Origin of the sequence: Paenibacillus phyllosphaerae (assembly GCF_014192105.1) — a bacterium.
GTDB lineage: Bacteria > Bacillota > Bacilli > Paenibacillales > Paenibacillaceae > Paenibacillus_Z > Paenibacillus_Z phyllosphaerae.
The window spans coordinates 32,644-55,927 of record NZ_JACHXK010000019.1; the positions used below are offsets into that span (position 1 = coordinate 32,644).

Here is a 23,284-nt window from a genome sequence, read left to right on the forward strand (position 1 = left end):
TAAAACCTCTCCTTAGAAGCAAACTAGATTTTATAGCTTCTAAAGGAGAGGTTTTATTTATGAACTTAAGTGAGTTATGGAGATTGTATGAAGAAGACAAACGTATTCAAGGGTTCAGCTCCGCGACCATAAGACGTACTCGCCTATGGTCGAGCGAAAAAAAATACGAAACTAATATTATTTGCATTCGTACCGAACTTTTGAGGGGCTTGAAAGAGACATTAAGGCCTACATTCACTTTTACAATTACGAACGATTACAAGCAAAATTAAACGGCCTCAGTCCGATAGAATTCAGGACCAAGGCCGCTTAACTGACTTTTATTATTTATACTGTCCACTTGACGGGATGCAGTTCAGCCGCGGCAACTGCTCCTTTTGTTGATAAGCTAACGACTTTGTTCTACAGATCACCTCTTTTACTCACTTTCTTATAGTAAGTTTTCTCTTGGCCCAATTTTTACGAGTATAGTAATTAAGTAAAGGAAGTCCATTTTCACGCGCCAGAAGATACTCCTTGATTCGTTCTTCTAATTTCACATCGTCAACCACTAAGAGTTCATTAGTTTCATTGATCTCCAGAGGTGGTACGACCACTTTGATAATTGCCAACTTCAATGCTTCAGTTAAACAGAAATTTATTAGTTCTTTATTCTCACCACAATGATGTTTCAATAATGTAAGAGAATTAGGGGATAAGCGTAATTTTATCTCTTCCATTTCGTCATCCTTTACCCCCAGAGTATCAGTTATATCCATTATTCCAAACACTTCCTTCCCTCTCTCAGATACTGTATCGTTATGCTAGAGTACGAACAGCTAGAACGAATCAATGACACCCAGCCTTTAATTGCACAGTGAATTGAATTATTAATCCGATACACGTTAACAAGGAAGGAATCTTTTTACTGTAGTAGAATGTAATGAAACAATGGAATTCGTTGTGGTAAGTTGAAAAAAGAACTGTAAAATTACGTGACTCGGAGGAACTAATTATGGTTGAATTTAAGGTGAAGATGGTGCTACCAGACCGTTTCTATCAAGTAAAATTAACTCAGTCGGATAGAGAAGAGGTTTCCATATCAAATGGTATTTATGGGGAGGCAATATACTGTTCTCTGTTTTTGGAGTGGAATCAGATTTCAGCCGATCAAATTATCTTGGAGCTTAGTTTTGAAGATCTACCTGACAATTTAAGAATCAGACACTTTGCCGGGGTATCAAAGGAATTAGCTAACCTCATTTGTATGTGCTCTCAGGAGCGAGAACTCGATTTTGATATTTTGATTGCTCCTCAATATAAGTTTCATGACACTGAGGTTCTCAGAGAAAATACTGTGGATGAGGTCTATACCAAAATGGTTTCTAAAGATTGCTCAAGATACAAGCAGATAATAATCAATCCAAAATACATCCCTAATATAAAGATAAGCAAGATTTTTAATGCCGAAAGCTCTGAAAACTAATACTCGGTTTTTAGAAGAGTCTAAAAGTATTAACAGGGAGTGGACTACAATAGTGCAATCTAAATTTTTCGCACATATAGGCTACGATAATGATATTTCAAGTATCCTTTGGACAGACGCCATAATCTCTTTGGATACAAATACACTACTAAATGCTTATAAAATGACTCCAATTGCGCGACGTCAATTTTTTCACGTTCTAGAGACATTTAAGAATCGCCTCTGGATGCCTTACCAAGTGGGTAAAGAATTCTTCTCCAACCGGCGAATGGTTATTGATGCCGAGCTTAAAGCTTTGCAATACACAAAACAATACTTCAAAAAGAACATAGAAGCCTTAGCATCTAGTGTAGAGAAGTCCGGTATTAGATTTCGTACAGAACTTGCAACTGATTTGCAAATTGAACTCAATAACTTAAAGGAAATAATCGTTCGTAAGTTTGATCTTTACCCTGACAAGCTGGAAAGAAAAGAGTATTACGACGGGTTCAATCTAAAGGCCGAAGATCCGATATCTAAAGAAATTTTCGAAATTTTTGGTGATAGTATTGGTGATGGGTTTAATCCAGAAGACCTTATAAAAATATATGAAGAAGGTGAGCGCCGCTACAACCTTTGTATCCCTCCAGGCTTTGAAGACGCTGACAAAAAAGAAAATTATAAAAAATATGGAGATCTGATTATTTGGAAAGAACTAATTGAACATGCAAAAGCAGAGAGTCGACCTGTTATTTTTATTACTGATGATGTAAAGCCTGATTGGTGGGAAATAAATAATGAAATCAGAAATCCCCATCCTGAGCTATTAAATGAATTTTATAGAATAACAGGACAATTGATTCAAATCTACACCTACAGTACGTTTATTGAACAAGCCTCGAAACAAGTCTTTGACCTTCCTGATACTTCTAAAGCCGTTGAAGAAATAAATGCTATCAACGAGGAAGAACGGGATAGGGTATTTGAAGAAATAATCAATGGCCCGAAACCTGGAGATATTTATTACATAAAAAAGAGTTCCCTTTCTGATAATGTTACTCCAGTGCTTCTGTATGAAGAAATTTCCAATGGAATATTTTATGCATTTCCAATTACCTCAAAGCGAGACTCAGTCACAATAAATACCTATCCAACAATTCATTGTGGCGGTAAACTTGCTGCGGTAAAAACTGACCAAAGAATAATGGTGAGTACTCAGAATCTAAGAACTTATTATGACCGTATTGATCTTAAAGAATTGTCAAATGTGATAGATGACCCCAGAAGTATTTTATTTCGAGAGAAATAAGCAGTGAAAGTGTCTCGCTAGATCGTAAGGCGAAGGAAATGTAAGAGTTACTTCGCTTCCTCTATTCATCACAGAAAGCAAAGAGAAACCCTACGTTTGAATAATTGTAGGGTTTCTCTACAATCTCATGGGCCAATTATTGGCCCCATTCTACGTTTAGCCTTCTGGCTGAAACAAATCCACTTCATACGACTTATAGCCACCAGTCAAGTTTGCAGCCTTAAATCCATTCTGCAGGAGAATCCGTGTTGCCATGTTGCCGCGATATCCAACCTGGCAGTATACGAGAAGGTTTTTTGGACGCGTCGAGCTCGTCCATTCGCTCACGCAATTCATCAACCGGGACGTGCTTAGCGCCCGGTATGTGTCCGGCTTATTAGTGGTGTTTTATTTGAGGGCGGTAAACCTGAGTCTGTAAAATATTCTGTGTAAACTCTCAAACCGAATTTAGATTACAATGAGAGAAAGGTTGGTTTGAGAGGATGGCACACATGGCGAGATTTAATAAGGAACAAGTGAAGGCGTTCGTGAAGGAGAACAACCTCAAGACGATGTGCAATCCGCACTGAAAGAGCGTTTGCAGAGACGCTGCAATCGATGCTGGAGGCGGAATTGGACACGGAGCTGGGCTACGAGAAGCACGACGTGAAGAGTAAAACGACGTCTAAGAGCCGTAACGGAAAGAGTAAGAAGACCGTCACGAGCGAGTACGGAGACGTCGAGATTAGCGTCCCACGAGACCGTAACGGTGAGTTCGAGCCTGTCATCGTGAAGAAGCATCAGTCCACCGTGACCGGCATTGAGGACCAGATTATCGCCATGTACGCCAAAGGTGTCAGCACACGGGACATCCAGGACCACCTGAATCAGCTGTACGGCATTGACGTCTCGCCAACGATGATTTCGAACGTGATGAACAAGATAGTCCCTCTCATCAAAGAATGGCAGAATCGGCCGCTGCAGGGCATTTACGCGGTCGTCTTCATGGGCGCCATTCATTACAAAGTGAAGCAAGACGGCGCCATTGTGAGCAAGGCGGCGTACATGGTCATTGGCATCGATTTAGATGGCAACAAGGACGTGCTGGGCATGTGGATTGGGGAGAACGAGTCCTCGAAGTTCTGGCTCAGCGTTCTAAACGACCTGCGTAACCGTGGCGTCCAAGACATCCTCATCACCTGTGTGGATAACCTGACAGGCTTCTCTCAGGCTATTTCTGCCTGCTATCCACATACGGAAATCCAGAAGTGCATCATCCACCAGATTCGTAATTCGACGCGTTATGTCTCCTACAAGGACTTGAAGAAGGTCACAGCGGATCTAAAGCCCATCTACAAAGCGGCAACCGAAGAAGCAGCCTTGTTAGAGCTGGATCGTTTTGAGACACTTGAGGTAGCAAATACCCCCTCATTGTCCGTTCCTGGCGCAACAATTGGGAGGAGCTCTCCACCTTCTTCAAGTACCCGCCGGAGATCCGTAAGTTGATCTACACGACGAACATGATTGAGAGTTACCATCGCCAGCTTCGTAAGGTCACCAAAGGAAAAAGCATTTTCCCAAGCGACGAAGCGCTGTTGAAAATGCTCTACTTAGCGACGATGGATGTCACTCGAAAATGGACAGGGCGTGTGCAGAACTGGGGCCAGATGCTCCTCCAGCTCTCCGTTTTCTTCCCCGACCGGATCGGTCACTATTTGTGTTAGCTTTTTGCTTCAAGAGAGTTTACACAAAAAGCTTTACAGACCCGTAAACCTCTATCGAATAGCCCTGTTTCATCTCCTAGTTAAAGGGTTAATCAAGCAATTCTGATAATATATGATATTTCTCAGTCGTTTCAATACTTCTCAATGCAAGCTGCTCTTTAGTCTTAACTAAACTGCTTTTTTTCTGATGTTCTAATCCAAAGGTGTGCCTTAATTGTCTGGTGGTCAGTTCGGGCTTCCCATATTTGACAGCATATTTTTTCACCATTTCCTGAACGGCTCTTTTAGACATTCTTTTACCGATTTTTTGACCATTGGGTACTGCTAAAAACAATGCTCTTTCAGCGTTATTGGGGTCATAGACTAATTCTCGCACTTTTAGATATTTGACTAGGTCCTCTCGAGTAGAATCACTAAACACAACGGTATGATTACTCCTTTGTCCTGCCCATTGTCGAGTGATATCTATATATTTGTCAGGTAAGGAAAGGTCACCTATGTTCAGGTTCACAATGTCACTCACAAGTAATCCTGATTTCAACATAAGAGTAATGATACATATGTCTCGCAGTCCATTTCGTTCGTAGTTCCATATTGCTTGAAGATTATCCGCATTTTTATTTCGAAATTCTGTTCGAATATAGGTAATGAAGTCTTCTGCTTCTTCAGAAACTAATACCCGAGTCTGAATTTCTCGCGCACTAGTCATCGGATTAGAAATTCTACTCCAAGAAATTTTGCGAAAAACATTTTTTCTTAGTAAAGGTTCGCAATTAACATTCTCAGCTATATCGTGAAGAAAATTAAACAAAGAACGTATCGAATGAATCTTACGTAATATGGAACGGTCCATTCTGTTTTCAACAATACGGAGATATCCTTCATATTCTCGTATTTGTTCAATCGTAAGTTGCTCTAAGTGGCATGTCTGAATCTCTACAATATTATTAACAGAGGAGGATAATAGTTCACTCTGCATCCAGGTAAAAAAATGATTGAAATCTCTAGAATATTCTAGCAGAGAAGAAGGGGATAAATTCTCGCCCAATTTAAAATGCACAAATTGGAATACGAATTCAGGAAGTAACTGAATCTTTACCTGTAGTGTATCAAAATCTATTTGTTCTTGTACCTTCAAGTGGCTCACCTCATAACTAAATTACCACCAGCTATTTCCTGAATAGCCAGAGTTTATAACTAAGAGGGTAGAGGGATTCAAAAGAACGGTATCGATTGAAAAGCTTAGGAAAAAAGAAAATCGTCCTGTGTAGTTAATAATCACTACGCGGAACGATTTTCTTTTGTATTTTTAAGTAAAGAACTCATCCATCAAACGTTGTAACTTTCTTAACTCGTTAGGGCTCATTACTACAAGTTTTTCATGAATATCATTTATGATTTTATCTTTATCGTTGTTTTTTTCTCGCTTCAATTGGCGTCCATAAAGAAACAACTCATGTAGGGGGACATTCAACGCGAGTGCAATCTTATCCAAATTTAAAAGAGAAATATTCTTTTGCCCACGTTCCAATCCACCAATGTATGAAAAGTGGTAACCAGCAAGCTCACCGAGTTGTTCCTGAGAAAGATTTCGTAACTTACGCAGATCTCTAACTCGTTGGCCGATAAGTTTAAGTACTAAATTATCCATGATTACACCTCTGTTTAAGTGTAATCAATGGCTCAAATAAGAAACATGTATGTTTTAGTATCGATTATCACTTTTAATACATATATGTATCAATTAGCTGAGGTTGGAAATAATACTTAATGAGGTGAGGGTAATGAAGAACAAAATGGATCTTCGCTGCGGGCTAGCTTCAGTTACATCAAAAGGATTGTTATTTAATGGACTATACTACTCGAGCGCAGAAATGATTAAACTACAATGGTTTTCTCTCGCTGAATTACACGGCAGCTGGGAACTTCCAATTCTTTACGATTTATATGAATCACGTTATGTTCTGATGCTGGATTTTGATCAGCTTGAAATTGCTTCAATAATTGATAATAAGAATGAGATCGATCCAATTATAATCGATTCGTATCAGAAGGCGATAAGAAATCTAAAAGTTCTTTTGTCTATGAAACGTAAGCATTGAATCGATCACATTTTCGAACGGTTCATCTAAAATACACAACAATTCGTAAAATGAATAAATACTCAAACGATGCCTTCCGGTTTCAATATTTGAGAGAGAAGAACGTGACAGCCTATAGGCGAGACAGATTTCATGTTGAGTTTTTCCACTTCGCATCCTCACTTCTTTTATATACTTTCCTAACCACATATAAAACTCATCTTCACGCATTACTATTCCCCCTATCAAATAACCTATAAACCTAGTATTTGCAAATAGATTTCTCTATATACCTAACTTAAGCTTGAAAGACTGTATAATACTCGCAACTTTTGCTTATAGCTATAAGCAAAGTAAGGAAGAAAATGGAATATGTATGACTTAAACAAACCAAAGTACAAGCCGATTGTAGTGCCTAGAAATAAGAAGTACGGAAATAACTATTGGATGGCAAAAGGCCCAAAGGTTGGGTTAAGAGATATTACGTTGTACAGCGATCTGGAATTTGACCATTGGTTAGTAGTTGAAACTGATCCAACAGTATTGACATATTGCGAACAACCGATAGAAATTCCGTATGTTATCAATGGGAGGCTGCACTCAACTATTTTTGATATGTGGATCCTATTCAAAAATGGCAAAGAAGTGTTTGTTGAAGTTAAATACGAAAAAGAACTATTCGCCAAATCCACCAAATATGAGCGTACAAATAGGCAAATCTCAGCTCAGCGAGAGTGGTGTAAGCAGAATGGCATCATTCATGAGGTGCGAACCGAAAGAATGATTCGCAAGGGACCACGATACATAGAAAACAAATTAAAAATGTTTATGAACATACTTAATCACCAAAAACCTTCATCAATAACTCAAGTTATGGGCTGTATTAAATCAAATGGGATATCAATAGGGGACATTTGTAAGCAGCTCCAGGGCGAGGTTGTGCCATATGATGTTATTTTAGCATGTCAATGGCTTTGCTATGAGGGAGTGATAACAACCAATTTTTGCGAAAAAGTGTGGGGAAATGAGATGGAGGTGTGGTTGAGTGAGCAGACTCCGCTTACATGAGCAGGAAGGTCTACTTCCTGAGCAAATAAATCCTGACCACTGGCCAATGGTCGATACAGAGTCATTGTCGGAAGAAGAACGTCAAATATTCAATAATCGAAAAGCAGCAGTGATGATGTATTTAAAGAGAGAAGGCTCACATGAAGATATAAAACAGGTCACAACAATTGATCAGCAAAATTTGAGGCGTTTAATTAAACGATGTATGAGCATAGACGAGAACGGTGTTGTTTGGGGGTTCCGTGCGTTAATACCGTATAAGAAAGTAAAGCCATATCAACTGAATCTGTTGACAGTTGAACGGAATGAGAGGAGAAAAACCGGCGAGTTTAATTTACTGTTGGAAACTTATCCGGATATTAAAGATCTAATTGACGACTTATATCTCGGCAGAAATCGACGGTCTCTTGAGCCCGCTATGACGCCAAAAAGCATACATAAACGTTTTATTGAAGAGTGTAGAAGGAAAGAAATCTCACACACTTCTTACCCTTTCAATACAGCTTGGATGGGCTATAGAGCATTACGACGATATTTAAATCGTTTGGGTTATGCGTATTTTGGAAAAGCGGTATCCCGATATGGACAAGACGCTGAGACAAGAGCTCGTCACACTGGGGAAGGGGAGCAGAACCATCCATCGACACTGATTCCATTCCAAAAAGTTCAATTTGACTCGCACCGAATTGATGGTTTTTTTTGCGTAGAAATTAAAACACCTGAAGGTGATTTAGTAACTAAAATACTCGAACGATTTTGGATTCTGACATTGATAGATGTAGCTACTCGTAACATTTTGGGTTATTCCATTAGCCTTTCAAGAGAAGTTAGTGCAAGTGATGTAATGCACTGTGTGAGAAATGCAGTATTACCGCATAGAAAGATTAAGCTAAGTATAGATGGCCTTTCATACAATGATGTCGGTGGCTTTCCCTCAGAAATATTTCCTGAGACAGCATCCTGGGCAGTATGGGATGTAATTTGTTTCGATAATGCTAAGGCCCATCTTGCAAATTTAGTCAAGGAGAGGCTAAAGAATTTGATTGGATGTGTTACCAATTTAGGCCCAGTTGCTCTCCCAATGCGTAGAGGTCTTATTGAACGTTTCTTTAAGACACTTGAAGAGGCCGGTTTTCATCGTTTGCCAAATACGACAGGAAGCAATCCTGACGACCCAAGACGAAAAAATCCTGAAAAGAACGCAGTGAAATGGAGGATTACTTACGAGCATTTGAAAGAGCTCGTTGATGTGATGATCTCTAATTACAATGGTACGCCTCACGGCGGTATTTATCATCAAGCGCCGTTAGAATTACTAGAAAAGCGTACGAAGAATGGACTTCTCCCCAGAAGGTTAGAAGAAGATAAACGATCGGAGATGTTATTTCTGCAAACAACGATCAAACGAACTGTTCGTGGTTCACTTACTTCAGGTAAAAAACCTTATATTCAATTTGAGGGTGTTGAATACCGTAGTGATAAACTTGCTCACTCAGCCCATCTTATTAACCAAGAAGTAACTCTTCATGTCAATGTGGATGATATCAGAACTATAAAGGTATTTTTAGAGGATGGGAGCGAATTCGGTTACTTAACGGCTGCCGGGAAATGGTCACTTACACCTCACTCATTGACGACCAGAAGAGCAATTAACTCTCTTGCTTTGCGAAAGTTAATCCACTATACAACCTGGGATGATCCAATTTTTGTATATACCGATTATCTCATGAAAAATGCGCTTAAAGGAAATAAAAGGGCAATCAATAAAGTTACATCTGTTCAAGAAGCTGCAGTGAAGGAACCTATTGATGCACCAGAAGAACAAACTCAAGTTATTAATGAGGCAAAGGTACATAATGAAGCACTTGAAAAAGCGAGGGAGATGACAAAAAGGCAACAGCATCAAAATGAAGTAGACCATTACGAGCAAATGCTCAGTAGGTTTAAAACAAAATCATTGTGATTGGAGATTTAAACGTGGAAAAGCCATATGTACAAGTAGGTACTCATCCAATTGAGCAAGGTCATTACCTTATCCCAACTAAGGAAGTTCTGCGACTAATGGAGAGTATTTTCAAGATAGTAAATAATCGCTTACCAGGAATGATTGTTTATGGTAGGCCAAGGCTTGGGAAAACTTCCGCAGTAAAATTTGCAATTGAAAACTTGCCGACACAAGTTGGAGCACCTTTACCTATTCTCATTGCTAACAGTAACTCGTATCGAGTTCCTAGTGAAGAAAAGTTTTTTTATGACTTACTTAGCGATTTCAGATTCCCATTTCCAGCAAAGCGTAAACCTGCTGAAATGAGGCGGCAAATCGCTAATTTGATGCTTGAAAAGGCAGAAAGATCCAAGGTAAGGAGAATTATACTTATCATGGATGAAGCTCATCGCTTAACTGAATTTCATTACAATTGGTTAATGGACATTTACAATGAACTAGATAGAGAGAAGGTTAGTATGTCTGTAATATCAGTTGGGCAAGAAGAGTTGCTTTCGAGGAGAACATTCTTCCTAGAGCACAAAAAGTCTCAAATTATTGGCCGCTTTATGACACATGAACATCAGTTCTGTGGACTCCGTACGTTAGATGAAATTAGGATGGTGCTCAAATGTTACGATTCCCCCGAGATATCAACGTATCCTAAGGATAGCGGCTGGAGTTACACGAGATATTTCTTCCCAGAGGGTTATGAAAGGGGAGAGAGGTTGGAAAAAGAAGCAAAACAGTTATATAACCTTTTCGTTGAGATCCGGAAAGAACATGGAGTCTCTTCAGAATTTGAAATTCCAATGGAATATTTCGCTTTCACAATAGAGAATGCGCTGAAAGTGTACGGTGCACATGGTGACCAAAGTGACTGGATTACAATAAACCAATGGAAAGAATCCATAAGGCTAACCGGTTATATTGAATCAGAGATCTATATGGCATTAGCACATAAAGGAGTTAATTAGCTTGAACCTGAATGGTGATTTGAATATTGTATGGCGAAGAGAGTGGGCTAGGGATTTTGAAACGCCTTGGTCCATATTCGAAAAGCTGTCAGTAGCAAATGTGGTTGATCGTGACAGTTTGCTAAGGACCTTTGGTAATGAAACAATAAAAAATATGAAGGGGAATTTAATCGGAGATCATAGAAGGGAGCTGATGTATCTAGCTTCATTCGATGAAGAGCTAATAATTAAAGTACTGGGGTACAACTTGTTCGAACATAATAGATCCACTGTGTCTTTATTACTGGGGCCACTCAGCAATTTCCGTGAGAAAGCTGCTATATGGTTTTCGAAGCAATTAAGGTGGTGTAGTGAGTGCGTACGCAATGGTATCCATAGCTGGTTCCATCAATTCACTCTAGTTGAAAAATGTCCATATCACGGTTTGGATCTTATTAATGCTTGTCCCAACTGTATGGAAGAAATCCCATTTCTGTTGAGTAACAGGAGGTTAGGTAGTCCCTTCACATGTAAATGCGGATTTATATTGGCTGATTTCTCAACATCAAGATGGCGTGAGTGGGAAAAATGCCAGGAGATTACTGATCCATACTTAAAACAATGGTTATCGAGAGATTGGCAAGAAGAACATATTAACAAATGGATTTTTATTCCTCAATACGGGAGTATTGAGTTGTTAACGGGAGCAACGCTAAGATCCACTTTGTTGCTGGATATCAAGAATGCGTTCGAAGAAAACATGTCATCAACCCTTCAGGAAATCTTCTATGATAACAAGTCAACATTCTTAACTGTTGATCGATACATAAGGAATAAATTTTTAAAAAATCACTCGCACTGTATCAAACAATTCAGGGAAATGCGGAAAGGTGATGAATACGAATTCCCAAAAATATGCCCTTATGCATTCGCATATGTATTCTGGAGAAAAACATTACTTGTATGCGAGTTTTTTTATAATCGGAATACTAGGGGAGATAATATAGAAGAACCGAGGAATCTTGACAGCACGTTTCAGGTAGTGACGAAACTAATTAAAGAAGAACTACAATATCTGTATATTGAATTTGAACGGCTTCAACTATTTGGTAATGTTCAAGAGTTAAAGTGGGTCTTAAATAAGGTTACTTCCCAGTTTAGCATAGATTTCTTTAATAAGTGGCTTGAAATTGCAGAAGAGTGGGCGTCAAAAGAGACAGCGCCGTCATGGGACCTAATTCAAAAAATGAAGCAATCGAGTTTCTATGAATTTGCATTTAAAATCAATCGGTCGGATAGTTCAATTGAATATCATCAACTTAGAAAGGAAGCTTTGAATAAAGTACAATTCAATTGCCCCAATTGTACGATCAGCAAAAGAAGAAGTATAAATCACATGAGATCGTTTACTCCAATGACAGCTGCGATGAATATCTTTGATAATCCAAGCGATGAAAATAAACGACTTATGCAGTGTATTAATCTTTATGTATCAAAACTGAGGTTTTAATTTTACCACCAATATGATTGGTGGTTTTTTTGTTTGGATAGAACGTTTGGGAAGCGAACGAACAGTGCGAACAGTGACGCGGGTAACGGGTAACGATATATGTTCTTGTCCTTTAACGATATATGTTCTTGTCATCCGACATATACGAAAGCTTATGGAATAAGGATTTTATGCCGAATTATAGACATATGTATAAAATACGGGTTTTGTGTAATAGTTATATAAGAAAACACTGGCCAGCCAGCATTTTTGTCTTTGCTCACTTTTTAGCTTTGTCTCTGCTTTTACAATTGTTTAATCATATCTCACGTTCAATGTCACTCCTTTTTTCATTTATCTCCTGTGAATCAATTTCATTTACTCGTATAATGAAGTGAATCTTTTTTCCCAGGAGTGTTTCTGATGAAGCTGATTAATTTCGTCCGGCGAATTATTTTTCCGATCATCATCGTATTTGTGGTAATTTCATCCATTATTCTTGATACAACGATAAATCCTTGGCTGCTGGCCATGTTCGGATTGCTGTTCCTGGCATCCGTAATTTGGGACAAGCGCATCCCGTATGCTCTCGTTATTCAAGCGCTTACATTAGTCTGCTTCCACGCGTGCAGCCAATTGAACTGGTCTGCCATGCTATATTACATACTGGTCGTACTAACGGTCGTTCAACGCCCGAAACATGCCGTTGCCATTGCAGTCAGCTTATCATTGCTCTACACGGCGACGCGCCTCTCCTACATGCCGAATACGTCGTACAATCTACTCGTCTCGATTTACGATTTGATTTCCTTCCAGATTATCGTCATCCTCCTTCGTCTCGTTATAACCAGCGAACAGGATAAGAAGAAGCTGCGCTTGCGCAATGAGTATCTGGCCGCTCACGATCCGCTGACAGGGTTGCTGAACTATGACGGCTATCTCGGTGCACTGAAGCGGATGTCGGCCCAGCCTGATGCATCTTTTACGCTCTTGCTCCTGGATCTTCAAGGCTTCCGGAGCGTAGAGCTGCTGCGCTACGAGAACGAGATATTGGCCAAATTTGCGCATTCCCTACAGTATCATTTTCCGCAAGCTTCCGCGATTTCACGTTATGCGGGAGACCGGTTCGCACTTCTGTTTCCGCGGAAGCCGAATACGATTAAGCAAATTCAACAAGTACTTGCCTCGAATCAGCTGGATTTTGAAGTGACGTACAGTATCGCCGAGTTCCCCTTGGAAGCCGCGGAAGCTCAAGCGATTATTACGCTCGCCGAGAATCGGCTGTTCGAGAACAAACGCTTACAATGGTTGAAACAGGAAGAAGAAATGTTCAGTTCCGAAAAGCTGAAAATCGTCGGCGAGCTGGCAGCCGGCATGGCCCACGAAATCCGCAATCCGCTTACGACGCTGCGCGGCTTCATTGACCTGTCGCGCTCCCATGCCTTTAACATTGAGCGTTGGATTGATATAATCATGCACGAGATCACGCGGATGAGTGAACTGACGAGCGAGTTCCTCCAATTCTCCAAGCCGCACATCAGCAACATGCGCAACGAACGGCTGGCCGACTGTATCGAACGCGTTCACTATCTGACGGAATCGCTTGCGCTATCCAAAGGCCATCTGCTGACGGTCGAACACGAGGATGCGGACGGTACCTTGGTTTTCATGGACCGGGATAAAATGGTTCAAGTGCTGCTCAATCTGGTACGCAATGCGATTGAAGCGATGCAAGAACCAGGTAAAGTCATCATCCGCTCGCGTATTGTCGGCACGCAAATCGCCATCGATATCCAGGATACCGGCTGCGGCATATCGGAGGACGGACTGACGAAGATCTTTAATCCTTTCTATACGACCAAGGAAACGGGCACCGGCCTGGGACTATCCATCTGCCAAAAAATCGTACAGGATCACAGCGGCGATCTGACCGCAACCAGCGTCATAGGCGCAGGATCCGTTTTTACCATCACCTTGCCGCTGGCTAGCGGTACCTTTACGGGCGAGTCTTAACCGACTTGCCCGTTTTTGTCGTTCATTAGCTCGTCAGCCAGCGTGACCAGACGTTGAATGCCTTCCGTCAGCTTCGATTCGTTCATATAGGAGTAGCTCAGCCGCAGCCGGTCTTTCATCCCTCCGAGCGGGTCGCAGATCGATCCCGGCACGAAAGCCATCGACTGCGCGAGACTTCGGTGCAGCAGCTCCTCCACGGAGAGCGATTGCGGCACTTGCACCCACAGATTCAAACCGCCATTGGGACTGTCGAACCGCCATCCGCCCGCGAGCATCTGCTCCATCTTCGCTCTGCGGATATCGAGCGCGGTGCGCAGCTTCACGACATGCTCCTGCAGCCGGCTGGAGAAGAAATAATGCTGGAAGATCTTCTGGTTGAGGAGCGGCGTGCCGTTATCGGACAGAGCTTTGACCGGCACAATGCTGGACATGACCGATGGCCTCGCTGCTAGAATCGAGATGCGCAACCCCGGCGCAACGTACTTGCTGAAGCTGCGGATATAGATGACGTACCCTTCGGTATCGTAGTAAAAGAACGGCGGAGGCGGCGGACTGCCGAAATAAATGTCCTGATAGACGTCATCCTCAACGAGCAAGCAATCGTACCGTTCGGCCAGCTCGATCAGCTGCTTGCGCTGGTGGACCGGCACCGTGTAGCCCGTCGGATTCTGGAACGTCGGGTTCATATAGAACAAGCGTGGCCGCTCTTGCTTCATAATCGCCTCGATCTCCGCCATGTCATAACCGCTTGGCGTAATCTCTACAGCGAACAGCTGTATCCGGTGCTGCAGGAACGCATCAATCGCGGGACTGTAAGTCGGCCGCTCAATAAGCACCTTGTCACCTGGCTTAACGAGGGCACGCGAGATGAGATCAATCGCTTGCTGCGAACCGGTGGTGATCATCAGCTCAGCCGCATCGACGCTAACGCCATATTTGTCCAGATAGAATTGGGCCATTGCTTCCCGTAATTCGAGATCGCCCATTACCGACGAGTAGGTGCTAAGCACCCTCGGATATAGATCGAATACTTCCTTCACATAGTTGGACATATAAGCATTCGGCAGAAGCTGCGGATCAATTAACGCCTCGGCCATTTGATAGTCTACCGAATGCCGATGAATGTCCGAGAGACGGCTCTGGTTAACGTAGACCGGCTTCGCCTGGTATGTCCAGCTCTGTTCGCTTGACACGCCGGTTTCGAAATCCTCTAATGGTCCGACAAAGTAGCCGGATTTGTACTTGGCATACAGAATGCCTTCATCGGCCAGCTGCTGGTACGCCTTGAGCACCGTTAGGCGGTGAACCTGCATCCGCTCAGCCATCGCACGAACCGAAGGCAGCTTATCATGCTGCTTCCATTCGCCTTCCCGAATCCTCATCTGGACCGCCTCATATATGGTCGACTGACGCTGTTTGCCGGCATAAAGTTCTGATTGCTCCATGAGCGCTCCCCACATCCTTCCACCATCTGTTCTATCACGTAACAATCTGTTCTATTGCTTACCCATTATAGTATACAAAAAAGGAGTGGGTAACATGGTCATTATCAATTATGTGCTGATGTGTGCGATTTTCGGAACGACTTTTCTCGCGATCAAGATCGGCGTCGAAGCCGGGCTTCCGCCTTTCTTCTCGGCAGGTTTGCGCTTCACGATAGCAGGTCTGCTCCTGTTGGGCTGGATGATGCTGCAACGTAAGGTCCGTCTGTCTATTCTGCTAAGAAAGGAACTTGTCTTCGTCGGACTGAGCAGCACGTTCATGACGTTCGCCGCGCTTTACTGGGCGGAGCAGTATGTGGATTCCGGCATGGCGGCGATCCTGTCGGCTACAGGGCCGATGATGATTCTCGGTATGCAGGCTGCTGCTCGCACAGGGCAAAGTGCCGGACGCAGCGTATACTTCGGATGTGTGATTGGTTTTGCTGGTGTCGTCGTGCTCCTGCTGCCAAAGCTGGTCGTCGGTACCGATGCGCTATGGATCGCGAGCTGTATCGTTATTCTTCTCGGCGAACTGGGCTATGCAGCGGGCAGTCTCATGTCGCGCAAAGTTATGTTCCATCTGAATGATGTATCGCCAATCGCAATTAATGCTGTGCAAATGCTTTACGGCGGACTCGCCTTGCTTGTCTTATCCGCATTCAGCGAGAAGGTAAGCCTGGACTCGTTACTCACCTTTCCGGCAGCAGGATCGTTGTTCTACCTCATCGTGTTCGGCTCCATGCTTGGGCATAGCCTGTATGCGTGGCTGATCAAGGCGACGAACGCATTCTTCCCGTCGACCTGGCTCTATATCTCGCCGCTGATCGCCATGGCCTTGGGTGTATTGTTCTATAACGAGCACGTATCGATCTATTCGATCTTGGGTAGCTTGCTGGTCATCAGCGGTATCATAGTCACGAATTTGCGCCAAATCCGCTCGCATCTGTCGAGCCGCGAACAACGCCAGCTACGTTCAACAGCTTCATGAACAAACAAGGGACACCGCCATCTATGATGAGGTGTCCCTTGCGTATGTGACCCGTTTAGCTTGCTTATGGGATGTATTGTTGAACGATTTTCGTAACGACGCCATCGGTGATTGTCAGGTGATACGGGAACTGGCTCAAGTCCAGTATGTCCGAGTTCGGGAAGATCGAAGCGAACTTATCGAGCGTAATCGTCTCATTCCAGTTCGTGTCCAACTCTTCGATATTGCCCGTGTGATCATAGATTTGCATGAGTACTTCAGCCTTAGGGTCAACCGGATAAGCCTTCGCTTGTTCGTCATCATTCACGATATAGTAACCGTCCGGGGTTGCATCTAGTCCGGAATCGGGTTCTCTCTCCAGGAATACGCGATCGGCTTCAGTGCCTTCATACCAGTCGATGGCATCCGTGGTCAGCGTAAGTGTACCATTCGCTTGGGACACGCCGGTTACGAATACGGTCTGGGTTTCAGGTGTCTGCTGCACCGGCTTATAATCCTCGCCAACTGCGTAAGCGGCAGAGATAAAGACGACTAAGCTGGTTAACATTGCTGCACCGATAATTGATTTTTTCATGAGAACCCATCCCTTCTTCATTCCAAGCGTACAAGGTTGATTACCGCAATCCAAGCTGTGTTGAAACACGTAAGTGGTCGAATTGCCTACAGTTATTACTATAAACGATTGCCCGGTTTCAAATGTTGCAAAAAGGTTACAACGACCCAAAAGAAATCTAAAGAAACGGTAACGATTGTAACCGCTTGTCCTATACGTATGACGGCTTGTCCGAAGATATGACGCCGGAACATAAAAAAGCCTTCCAGCTGCAGCTCGCAACTAAGAAGGCCCGAGAGTAATTCCTTATTCAAAATGCTTCAGGTACGCGCCATATCCCTCTTGCTCCAATTCCTCTACCGGAATAAACCGCAGCGAAGCCGAGTTGATGCAATAGCGCAATCCGCCCGCCGCGCGAGGACCGTCATCGAAGACGTGGCCGAGGTGGGAGTCCGCGTTGCTGCTGCGCACTTCGATCCGTACCATGCCGTGCGTGAGATCCTCATGCTCGGTTACGGCGCCGCCGGCGATCGGCTTCGTGAAACTTGGCCAGCCGCAGCCGGAATCGTATTTCTCCTTGGAAGTGAAGAGCGGATCGCCGGAGACGATATCGACATACAAGCCTTCACGATGATTATCCCAGAACTCGTTGCGGAACGGAGGCTCCGTCGCGCTGTTCTGCGTGACCTCGTACTGCATCTTGGTCAGCCGTTGCTGCAGCTCTGCCTTGTCGCGATCCGTATTCCAGTGCGCTTTGATGAATGCGTCGCGGCCCGAGCCTTTACGATACATTTTATAGCGGAACGGATTCTTCTTGTGATAATCCTGGTGGTACTCCTCCGCCGGATAGAACGTCGTCGCTGGCACAATCTCAGTGGCGATCGGCTTGTCGAACCGAGCGCTCTCGGCCAATACTTGCTTGGAAGCTTCCGCTTGTTCGCGCTGCTCCTCGGTATAATAGAAAATGCCCGTACGGTAGGAAGAACCGCGGTCGAAGAATTGTCCTCCCTCATCGGTCGGATCGACGCTGCGCCAGAAGATCTCGAGCAGTTTCGTATATGGCATCAACGCAGGATCGTATGCAATCTGCACCGCTTCGGCGTGACCGGTCGTCTCGCTGCATACCTCTTCATATGTGGGATTCACGGTATGACCGCCTATGTAACCGGAAGTCACACGAATGATGCCGGGCATCTCTTCGAACGGGGTGACCATGCACCAGAAACATCCGCCGGCGAATACCGCCAACTCTTCTTGCGAATTACTGTTATTGTGTTCACTCATCGTGGACAACCTCCTTTAAGCTTTTGTCTACATCATACACCATAATGGTTCACGTGTTAAACAAGAATGTCCATAATGTGGTTATTGGTTAACATAAATATTTTTATGTTATGAAGTTACAGTTACATTCGCTGTAGACTTCAAGTTGCCTTTGTGCTAATTTTAACTTAAACGTTTAAGTCGAGGGATTGGTTTGTGTTCACGGTCGTAAGACTGGGAATACAGCATTCACCGCAGGGTGATTGGTTTGTGTTCGCAGTCGTAAGACTGGGAATACAGCATTCACCGCCGGGTGATTGGTTTGTGTTCGCAGTCGTAAGACTGGGAATACAGCATTCACCGTCCGGCGATTGTGTTTGTGTTCACTGAATACAGCATTCACCGCCCAACAATTACCTTGTGTTCATCAACTCTTAACTCGGAGGTGACATCTTGAAAAAAACGACGCTAAAGGACATCGCCCTTGAAGCCGGCGTATCGGTAGCGACCGTCAGCTATATTTTGAACAATGTGCAGAATCAGACGATACCGGAGGATACGCGCCGCAAAGTGCAGGAGACCGCCTCCCGGTTGAACTACGTCCCTAACCTGACAGCGAAATCGTTGGTTAAGGGCGAGACCAAGCTGATCGGCATCCTGATTAATCGCGGTCCCCGGATCGAACCGTGGCGTTCAATTCCTCAGGAGCGATTCGTCATGGAATTGGAAAGGCTCATGACAGCCGAAGGATATCACGTGATCGTCGTCTCCTTGGATGCGGCCGCTCCCAAACTGGATGTCGTGGTAGAACGCAAGCTGGACGGCGTCTTCTTGATCGATGTCCATGAGGAAGCGTTCTACTCAATCTCGAACCGCTTCAAGATGGGCGTACCGCTAGTCGTGATCGATAGTCTCATCGAGGACGATCTGTTCCATAAGATCGTGCCGGATTTCGCGAATGCCCTACGGATTGCCGCTGAGCAACAGACCTCTGAAATCGCCTTGATTACCGAAAGATTCCATAACCAGGCATTGAATGCGCTGCTCGAACAAACGCTGTCCCTTCCCAGCGGCGCTTATCATTGGATGGCGGACGAGGATCAGCTCAGACATTTTGTGGATGAACAGACCCAACGTGGCAGGCATATCGTTGTCGTGAATGAAATTATCGGCTTGTATGCCGCCAAGCATACGGACCCGGCCAAACTCACCGTCATTTGCACCAGCGATCTGGCCTCCCTCCTGCCGCCCGATGTTCGGACGATCACATTTCGGAACAAGGCCGCGATCGCGTTTGATGTCATGATGAAACATATACGACGCCTGCCTTCCTAGCATGCGTCTTCAACAATCCAGGTGCTGCCGGAACCATGAGGCAGCGCCGTTCATTATAATAACTTAAACGTTTAAGTTGAGGTGAATCACCATGTTTTTGGAAACTGCGGCCGATGAACAAACAACGGGACAGTCCGCTTCGAGACCTCTTTGGCGCAACCGCCCTTTCCTGTTCCTCTTCAGCGGTATGACACTGTCCGTGTTCGGTAATTGCTTCCATAGCATAGCGCTCAATCTATGGGTGCTGCAGGCGACCGGAAGCGCGAAGCTGATGTCGGCCGTGACGCTGACGCATATGCTTTCATCCTTGCTATTCGGTACGTTCGCCGGTACGATAGCGGACCGATTCGATCGCCGGAAGCTGATCCTGATGGCCGACACGCTCCGATGCCTGTTCGTGCTCGGGATTGCAGGCGCCATGGCATTCCTGCCTTCGCCGATGTTCGTTATTCTGATCCTAACCGCGCTATCCGCAGTCGTGGGACTTGTGCATGGGCCGTCCTTCCAAGCTTCCCTCACGGATCTTGTCGGGAGAGACCGCATTCAGCAAGCGGCCGGCGTCATGAACATTGCGGACAATGCAGCTCGCATATCGGGTCTTGCGCTCGGCGGCATAATCGTCGCTGCCTTTGGCGGCATCACAGCCATCGTTACCGACGCGATCATGTTCGCTTGCTCTGTACTGTGCGTGGTTGCAGCCGGTAAGTTTCCTAAGCGCAAGCAAGCGGCAACCACGCCTAAATCGAGTTTCAAGGACGATTATACGGAAGGTTTTATGCTCCTGTGGCGCAATCCATTCGCCAAAGCCGTACTGTTCTTGACCACGATCACGCTCATGTTCTTCACCTCCACGCTGATGCTCATTCAAGTGATGGCGGTTCGTATTTGGGAAGCATCGCCGGTTCATTTCGGCCTGATCGAGGCGGCAATCCCGCTCGGATATGCGATCGGCGCGTCGATCATCCTTACCATCTCCCGCAAACAGCGGCACCGGGGGAAGCTGATCTTGGGCAGCCTGATTCTGATGGGACCGTTCTATAGTCTAATCGCGGTGATGTCGGGAGCTCAGCTTGCAATTCCTTTTATCTTTCTAGTCGGCATCTTGTTCTCATTCTGCACGCTGCTCGTCAGCGTCATAATGCGCATCGAGGTCCCATCCGAGCTTCAAGGCCGTATGTTCGGCATGTTAGGATCGCTCAGCAGCGCGGCACCTCCTGTCGGGCTCGCCATATCTGCGGCATTAGCAGACCATTTCAGTCCCGATCTTGTTCTGTTTAGCTGCGGACTCCTTGTGTTCATTGCCGGCATAGCTGCCGCTATCATGTTCAAGCCGATTCGCCGCTATCATTGATAGGAGGCCCGCTTCCTAACAGTTATAGACGTAACTATATTTATGTAAACCATATTACGAGTTTACTTGAACCTTTCTCAAAATCAAAATAAAATGCGGCTTATCGCAATGCATCCTTTTCTCTCGTCCTTCCGTCCACAAGTATCCGCAAACGCCAAGAAGCAGCTGTCACAAGCAGCTGCTTCTCTTCTGTCTCTACGGCTTCTTACCTGTCATTAATAGTGACGATGCGAACGATTATCGGAGATGCCTTGTACCAGGTTGCCGCAATTACCTTGCGATACGCAAATGTCAAACGTAATCTGCACGTCGCAGCAATTGCCGAATACGCAACGAATGCGTACGCAAGCCAACCGATTTTGGCTGAAGAAGCGGACCACTTCACAATCCGGGCCGAGCAAGTCTTCAACGCCGCGTTTGATTTTACAACGAATGGCGCGTACAAGTTGTGCCGCATTGTCCTCGTTTTGCAAGCGAGTGAAGAACCGCGACAGTTCAGCCCCCGCTTCTTGAACGCCAGCTACCGCATTGTCCGTCCGATCACAAGTGCTGTTCGACGAAACGCGCGCTCTTTTTTTGCGATTGCGAATAGGGGTCATCGAGACATTGGCAATTTTGAGCTTCTGCTTCATTCCATTCCCTCCCTTACTGTTGGACTAATCCATTCTATGAAAGTTTGATAGAGTTGGAATGGACAAGTGCAGCGGGGCATAAACCCGAGCTTGAAGGAATGAAGCTAAACAAGAACATAAGCCATGCTCATAGAGACAAGAAGGCTTACATTTTCGTCATAATCCCCATTTACTTCCATATAGTGTAACGTCAATTTACTAACGCAAATGGAGGTCATTTCATGGAACGTGGTTTTTTCCCTGGCGGCGGGTTTGGCGGAGGTTTCGGGCGCCCTTTCTTTCGGCCATATCCCCATCCGTTTTATCCGAATCGTTTCTTGTACCCATTCTTCTTCTTTTCGCCCTTTTTCTTCCCTTTCTTCCGAGACGGCAAATCAGACGACATGATCTACGCGCAGCATACCTGTCAATCAGGCGAATCGCTTGGCTCGGTCAGTCACAAATATAACATCCCGCACACCATTCTCGAGGAAGCGAATCCTCATATTGCCAACCCGAATCAATTGCGGGCTGGAGAGATGGTGTATATCCCGCGTATCTCCAATATGATGTGCCAAAAATCATATTCAGAGGTCGCCAATCACGCTCAACCGCCGTCCATGCAGCAGCCCGGTATGCAACAGCCTGGTATGCAAGGTCAAATGCCAAGTCAAATGCCAGGACAAATGCCAGGACAAATGCCAGGACAAATGCCAGGACAAATGCCAGGACAAATGCCAGGACAACAGTAGTTGGGCCGACCCGTTACCGTACTCACTCACGAAAAAGAAGCTGCCGGAACGATTGCCGGCAGCTTCATTGTGGTTCGAATCGATTTCCTTATCGATGCTGTTCCATCCAAGTAACGGCATAATCAACAAGCGCGCGCATCGGCATAAGCTTCACCGTCGCCTCTCCGATCCTACCCTGTTTCACAAGACCCGTTGCTTGTTCGAACGCTTCGCCCACTTGATTGAAATCATCCGACGAGATTTCGACGTCGTCGAACGTTACCCATTGCCTGCACCCGTCTTCGACAACCGGCGCTCCATTGACAATAGTAGCCTTGGAGCCGTAATTCGCCCGGTATTCGGCCAAATGAATCGACGTGTTCTTGTCATAGCCTACGCCTAGCAGCAGAACCATCGCGTTACTGTCATAAAGTTTCGCGAGCGGCGAGCCTTCGCCTAGCCCATAGGCAAGCTCATGGTGTGCGGTCAACGAACTAGCCTTCGGTCCGCGCGCGCAAAAGGATACTTGCGGATGATTGCTCCTATATGTGCCTTCCTGAGCGCGGAAGCACTCGACGACAGCGCCCATTCCGAAGGTTGGCGTGAGATCCGCCTGGAAGGGAGGCATCTCTTCGCGGATCGCCTGCCACCAACTCTCTGGTACCGGGGGATTGCACCACCTTGATGGTTCGGACAAATCGCCGCTCTGAGCGGGCATGACGAGCGTTCCTTCCTTGCCAAGCGCTTCTTCCAGTGCCAGAACGATCGCTGCCGGTCCCCCGATAATCCAATGGCCGAGCGACTTCACCGACGAGTGAACGATCAGCGTCATTCCGTGCTCGACGCCTACCGCCCGAAGTCCATCCGCAATCGCGGACGCTGACAATGGCCATGCTGCCGTATTGATCGTCATCTTGATCACCT

General features: G+C 45.0%; 24 protein-coding genes and 1 pseudogene. 15 read left to right on the forward strand and 10 right to left on the reverse strand.

The annotated features are described in order from the left end of the window. The first annotated feature begins 181 nt into the window (after positions 1–181). The gene (locus FHS18_RS27165; RefSeq protein WP_183603537.1) at positions 182–313 is read left to right on the forward strand and encodes an IS3 family transposase; all 132 of its coding nucleotides are present in this window, start codon (positions 182–184) and stop codon (positions 311–313) included. Positions 314–422: 109 nt separating this feature from the next. On the opposite strand, the gene FHS18_RS27170 is transcribed toward FHS18_RS27165, so the two are convergent. Continuing rightward, positions 423–758 (reverse strand): hypothetical protein, encoded by a 336-nt coding sequence (locus FHS18_RS27170; protein WP_183603538.1) that lies wholly within the window; start codon positions 756–758, stop codon positions 423–425. Between the two features lie 236 nt (positions 759–994). Between FHS18_RS27170 and FHS18_RS27175 the strand changes: the two genes are divergently transcribed. Together FHS18_RS27175 and FHS18_RS27180 are read left to right on the forward strand one after the other, a co-directional pair. Further along, positions 995–1,465, forward strand: coding sequence for a hypothetical protein (locus FHS18_RS27175; RefSeq protein WP_183603539.1), 471 nt, complete (start codon positions 995–997; stop codon positions 1,463–1,465). A gap of 52 nt (positions 1,466–1,517) precedes the next feature. Further along, on the forward strand, positions 1,518–2,753 hold the full coding sequence (locus FHS18_RS27180) for a PIN-like domain-containing protein (protein ID WP_183603540.1): 1,236 nt from the start codon (positions 1,518–1,520) through the stop codon (positions 2,751–2,753). Between the two features lie 156 nt (positions 2,754–2,909). On the opposite strand, the gene FHS18_RS35275 is transcribed toward FHS18_RS27180, so the two are convergent. Continuing rightward, positions 2,910–3,080: a rhodanese-like domain-containing protein gene (locus tag FHS18_RS35275; protein WP_343060697.1), complete on the reverse strand. Its 171-nt coding sequence runs from the start codon at positions 3,078–3,080 to the stop codon at positions 2,910–2,912. Here FHS18_RS35275 and FHS18_RS27185 point away from each other — a divergent pair. Together FHS18_RS27185 and FHS18_RS27190 are read left to right on the forward strand one after the other, a co-directional pair. Further along, positions 3,007–3,171: a hypothetical protein gene (locus tag FHS18_RS27185; protein WP_183603541.1), complete on the forward strand. Its 165-nt coding sequence runs from the start codon at positions 3,007–3,009 to the stop codon at positions 3,169–3,171. The two genes, FHS18_RS35275 and FHS18_RS27185, sit on opposite strands and share 74 nt — an antisense overlap. Before the next feature lie 73 nt (positions 3,172–3,244). After that, positions 3,245–4,456 (forward strand): annotated as a pseudogene (locus FHS18_RS27190) (IS256 family transposase). 88 nt (positions 4,457–4,544) lie between these two features. Here FHS18_RS27190 and FHS18_RS27195 read toward each other — a convergent pair. Continuing rightward, the gene (locus FHS18_RS27195) at positions 4,545–5,594 is read right to left on the reverse strand and encodes a tyrosine-type recombinase/integrase (RefSeq protein ID WP_183603542.1); all 1,050 of its coding nucleotides are present in this window, start codon (positions 5,592–5,594) and stop codon (positions 4,545–4,547) included. 171 nt (positions 5,595–5,765) lie between these two features. Next, entirely contained in the window at positions 5,766–6,107 is a 342-nt protein-coding gene (locus FHS18_RS27200; protein WP_221401482.1) for a helix-turn-helix domain-containing protein, read from the reverse strand. A 133-nt stretch (positions 6,108–6,240) separates the two neighbouring features. Here FHS18_RS27200 and FHS18_RS27205 point away from each other — a divergent pair, with 133 nt between their 5' ends. Then, positions 6,241–6,558, forward strand: coding sequence for a hypothetical protein (locus FHS18_RS27205; RefSeq protein ID WP_183603654.1), 318 nt, complete (start codon positions 6,241–6,243; stop codon positions 6,556–6,558). Here the strand turns inward: FHS18_RS27205 and FHS18_RS35465 are convergent. Continuing rightward, positions 6,523–6,768, reverse strand: coding sequence for a helix-turn-helix transcriptional regulator (locus tag FHS18_RS35465; RefSeq protein ID WP_183603543.1), 246 nt, complete (start codon positions 6,766–6,768; stop codon positions 6,523–6,525). The genes FHS18_RS27205 and FHS18_RS35465 overlap by 36 nt on opposite strands. A 141-nt stretch (positions 6,769–6,909) precedes the next feature. Between FHS18_RS35465 and FHS18_RS27215 the strand changes: the two genes are divergently transcribed. From FHS18_RS27215 to FHS18_RS27235, 5 genes are all read left to right on the forward strand, one after another. After that, complete coding sequence (locus tag FHS18_RS27215; RefSeq protein ID WP_183603544.1) at positions 6,910–7,605, forward strand: TnsA endonuclease N-terminal domain-containing protein; 696 nt, start codon at positions 6,910–6,912, stop codon at positions 7,603–7,605. After that, positions 7,583–9,568 (forward strand): Mu transposase C-terminal domain-containing protein, encoded by a 1,986-nt coding sequence (locus FHS18_RS35280; RefSeq protein ID WP_183603545.1) that lies wholly within the window; start codon positions 7,583–7,585, stop codon positions 9,566–9,568. Before FHS18_RS27215 ends, FHS18_RS35280 begins: the two co-directional genes overlap by 23 nt. Before the next feature lie 14 nt (positions 9,569–9,582). Then, positions 9,583–10,566 carry an AAA family ATPase gene (locus tag FHS18_RS27225; protein WP_183603546.1) on the forward strand — a complete coding sequence of 328 codons (984 nt, stop codon included), beginning with the start codon at positions 9,583–9,585 and terminating at the stop codon, positions 10,564–10,566. A gap of 1 nt (position 10,567) precedes the next feature. Continuing rightward, complete coding sequence (locus FHS18_RS27230; RefSeq protein ID WP_183603547.1) at positions 10,568–12,055, forward strand: TniQ family protein; 1,488 nt, start codon at positions 10,568–10,570, stop codon at positions 12,053–12,055. A 402-nt stretch (positions 12,056–12,457) separates the two neighbouring features. Beyond that, positions 12,458–14,047: an ATP-binding protein gene (locus FHS18_RS27235; protein WP_183603548.1), complete on the forward strand. Its 1,590-nt coding sequence runs from the start codon at positions 12,458–12,460 to the stop codon at positions 14,045–14,047. On the opposite strand, the gene FHS18_RS27240 is transcribed toward FHS18_RS27235, so the two are convergent. Continuing rightward, positions 14,044–15,492 (reverse strand): aminotransferase-like domain-containing protein, encoded by a 1,449-nt coding sequence (locus FHS18_RS27240; RefSeq protein WP_246427942.1) that lies wholly within the window; start codon positions 15,490–15,492, stop codon positions 14,044–14,046. The genes FHS18_RS27235 and FHS18_RS27240 overlap by 4 nt on opposite strands. 94 nt (positions 15,493–15,586) lie before the next feature. Here FHS18_RS27240 and FHS18_RS27245 point away from each other — a divergent pair, with 94 nt between their 5' ends. Further along, a complete protein-coding gene (locus FHS18_RS27245; RefSeq protein ID WP_183603550.1) occupies positions 15,587–16,516 on the forward strand; it encodes a DMT family transporter in 930 nt (309 codons plus the stop codon). A 64-nt stretch (positions 16,517–16,580) separates the two neighbouring features. Here the strand turns inward: FHS18_RS27245 and FHS18_RS27250 are convergent, their stop codons facing one another. Together FHS18_RS27250 and msrA are read right to left on the reverse strand one after the other, a co-directional pair. Then, positions 16,581–17,090, reverse strand: coding sequence for a hypothetical protein (locus tag FHS18_RS27250; RefSeq protein WP_183603551.1), 510 nt, complete (start codon positions 17,088–17,090; stop codon positions 16,581–16,583). 285 nt (positions 17,091–17,375) lie between these two features. Continuing rightward, positions 17,376–18,353: a peptide-methionine (S)-S-oxide reductase MsrA gene (gene msrA / locus FHS18_RS27255; protein WP_183603552.1), complete on the reverse strand. Its 978-nt coding sequence runs from the start codon at positions 18,351–18,353 to the stop codon at positions 17,376–17,378. A gap of 432 nt (positions 18,354–18,785) precedes the next feature. On the opposite strand from msrA, the gene FHS18_RS27260 reads away from it, so the two are divergent. Both FHS18_RS27260 and FHS18_RS27265 read left to right on the forward strand, forming a co-directional pair. Further along, entirely contained in the window at positions 18,786–19,667 is an 882-nt protein-coding gene (locus tag FHS18_RS27260; protein ID WP_183603553.1) for a LacI family DNA-binding transcriptional regulator, read from the forward strand. Positions 19,668–19,758: 91 nt separating this feature from the next. After that, positions 19,759–21,018 carry an MFS transporter gene (locus FHS18_RS27265; protein WP_183603554.1) on the forward strand — a complete coding sequence of 420 codons (1,260 nt, stop codon included), beginning with the start codon at positions 19,759–19,761 and terminating at the stop codon, positions 21,016–21,018. A gap of 215 nt (positions 21,019–21,233) precedes the next feature. On the opposite strand, the gene FHS18_RS27270 is transcribed toward FHS18_RS27265, so the two are convergent. Next, a complete protein-coding gene (locus FHS18_RS27270) occupies positions 21,234–21,650 on the reverse strand; it encodes a hypothetical protein (protein WP_183603555.1) in 417 nt (138 codons plus the stop codon). 221 nt (positions 21,651–21,871) lie between these two features. Here FHS18_RS27270 and FHS18_RS27275 point away from each other — a divergent pair, with 221 nt between their 5' ends. Then, positions 21,872–22,381 (forward strand): LysM peptidoglycan-binding domain-containing protein, encoded by a 510-nt coding sequence (locus FHS18_RS27275; protein WP_183603556.1) that lies wholly within the window; start codon positions 21,872–21,874, stop codon positions 22,379–22,381. 88 nt (positions 22,382–22,469) lie between these two features. Here the strand turns inward: FHS18_RS27275 and FHS18_RS27280 are convergent, their stop codons facing one another. Beyond that, positions 22,470–23,273 (reverse strand): AAC(3) family N-acetyltransferase, encoded by an 804-nt coding sequence (locus FHS18_RS27280; RefSeq protein WP_183603557.1) that lies wholly within the window; start codon positions 23,271–23,273, stop codon positions 22,470–22,472. Between the last annotated feature and the right edge of the window lie 11 nt (positions 23,274–23,284).

Bases quoted from the DNA above. Each gene is read 5' to 3' on its own strand.
- FHS18_RS27170 (WP_183603538.1), bottom strand. From the start codon at position 758: ATGGATATAACTGATACTCTGGGGGTAAAGGATGACGAAATGGAAGAG.
- FHS18_RS27175 (WP_183603539.1), top strand. From the start codon at position 995: ATGGTTGAATTTAAGGTGAAGATGGTGCTACCAGACCGTTTCTATCAA.
- FHS18_RS27185 (WP_183603541.1), top strand. From the start codon at position 3,007: ATGTTGCCGCGATATCCAACCTGGCAGTATACGAGAAGGTTTTTTGGA.
- FHS18_RS27200 (WP_221401482.1), bottom strand. From the start codon at position 6,107: ATGGATAATTTAGTACTTAAACTTATCGGCCAACGAGTTAGAGATCTG.
- FHS18_RS27205 (WP_183603654.1), top strand. From the start codon at position 6,241: ATGAAGAACAAAATGGATCTTCGCTGCGGGCTAGCTTCAGTTACATCA.
- FHS18_RS35465 (WP_183603543.1), bottom strand. From the start codon at position 6,768: ATGCGTGAAGATGAGTTTTATATGTGGTTAGGAAAGTATATAAAAGAA.
- FHS18_RS27215 (WP_183603544.1), top strand. From the start codon at position 6,910: ATGTATGACTTAAACAAACCAAAGTACAAGCCGATTGTAGTGCCTAGA.
- FHS18_RS27235 (WP_183603548.1), top strand. From the start codon at position 12,458: ATGAAGCTGATTAATTTCGTCCGGCGAATTATTTTTCCGATCATCATC.
- FHS18_RS27240 (WP_246427942.1), bottom strand. From the start codon at position 15,492: ATGGAGCAATCAGAACTTTATGCCGGCAAACAGCGTCAGTCGACCATA.
- FHS18_RS27245 (WP_183603550.1), top strand. From the start codon at position 15,587: ATGGTCATTATCAATTATGTGCTGATGTGTGCGATTTTCGGAACGACT.
- FHS18_RS27250 (WP_183603551.1), bottom strand. From the start codon at position 17,090: ATGAAAAAATCAATTATCGGTGCAGCAATGTTAACCAGCTTAGTCGTC.
- msrA (WP_183603552.1), bottom strand. From the start codon at position 18,353: ATGAGTGAACACAATAACAGTAATTCGCAAGAAGAGTTGGCGGTATTC.
- FHS18_RS27265 (WP_183603554.1), top strand. From the start codon at position 19,759: ATGTTTTTGGAAACTGCGGCCGATGAACAAACAACGGGACAGTCCGCT.
- FHS18_RS27270 (WP_183603555.1), bottom strand. From the start codon at position 21,650: ATGAAGCAGAAGCTCAAAATTGCCAATGTCTCGATGACCCCTATTCGC.
- FHS18_RS27275 (WP_183603556.1), top strand. From the start codon at position 21,872: ATGGAACGTGGTTTTTTCCCTGGCGGCGGGTTTGGCGGAGGTTTCGGG.
- FHS18_RS27280 (WP_183603557.1), bottom strand. From the start codon at position 23,273: ATGACGATCAATACGGCAGCATGGCCATTGTCAGCGTCCGCGATTGCG.